This is a genomic window from Schaalia canis, assembly GCF_003858455.1.
Classification (GTDB): Bacteria; Actinomycetota; Actinomycetes; order Actinomycetales; family Actinomycetaceae; genus Pauljensenia; species Pauljensenia canis.
In genome coordinates this window covers 1-1,224 of sequence record NZ_RQZF01000028.1, presented here as the reverse complement: position 1 = coordinate 1,224, position 1,224 = coordinate 1, and the positions used below count along the sequence as shown (strand labels likewise).

Sequence of the window (1,224 nt, the reverse complement as noted above, 5' to 3'; positions counted from 1 at the left end):
CCAGTGCCGCGCTATTGACCGCCCTGAAGGCTGAGGGGTTGATTGATCGTATTGGCTTGGCTGGTGGGTATGCCTACATGGGTAGTGGGGATGAGGGGGGTGCGTTTGCTCAGGCCTTACGGATGGTGTTTCGTAGGGGCGAGCCTCACTTGGCGTCTGTTGATCCTGCGTTGTCGAGGGCTTATGCCGTGGATATGGTTGCGTTCATTAATCAGGCTCGCCTTGATGGTCGGCGGTTGTTTAATGATGATGAGGCGTTGTCGTACTTGTTGTATGGTTCTACGCTCTCCACTCCTTTTCTTGTGGCGATGGGGAGTGAGCTTGAAGCCCGTGAGAAGCGTTTCATTCAGGGTGGGGCTGGTTGGCAGGCTGGGGTGAATAAACCCAGAGCGGTGGCGGGTCTTTTCCCTGAGGGGAAGACGGCGATGGCCTTTGACCCGCTTGCGTCTTACATGAGCGCCCTGGGCAACAACCCCACTGCCGCTCACAGCTTTTTCACTGGCGGTGGGGAGGAGCGCGTGCGGTACTGGGTGGAGAAGCGTCATTGGGGTCATGATAATTTCGATGGTCTCTTGGCAGCCTTGGATGCTGCTATCACCATGGGTGATAACGCGGGCCAACCATCCAGCGCTCGCTTGGCTTCCAGCATGGTTGAGTACCTGGCGAACCGCACTCAAGGCGTGGATGTGGCGGGTAACCCGCTTAAGTTTGGTAATGACCTGTTGGGGTTCATTAACCGTGATGAGGCCTTCACCCCCAACACAGTGGGTATTACAGGTGCGAAGCACCTGGCTCATATCCTCGGCACACACATACCAGCAGTCGATATCGCACTCTACGACAGGGTCGAAGGCTCGACCGCTGGTGGCATGCGGGATGAGGTGACTCGTGATGATCTTGGGACTTTGAGGAATCTTGCCAAGTTCAAGCGAGAAGATTTGCAAGTGATGATCAGAGTTGCAGCGAGTTCTGATGAGGGGCTTGCCACGCTGCGTACAGCTTTAACCCGCTATGAGGATTCCCACCTGACAACGGTAGTGGCCGATCATTACGTGGGCAGTGAGAGCGATGGGCGTTTTCGCGGTGACTTCGGTACCAAGTTCGAAATGGCTTTGAGAAATCAGGGCAAGCTTGAGGCGTTCTTTATTGACCAGATCGGGGATCAACAGGTTACTGCTGGCAGAGCGGCTGATGAAAGAATCCGAGCCTGGATTGGGTTAGGCA

1 protein-coding gene is annotated in these 1,224 nt (G+C 55.5%); it reads left to right on the top strand.

Annotated elements, in window-relative coordinates; genetic code table 11:
* The coding region (locus tag EII11_RS10590; protein ID WP_205649293.1) for a DUF6571 family protein at positions 1 to 1,224 on the top strand (1,224 nt) is incomplete at both ends.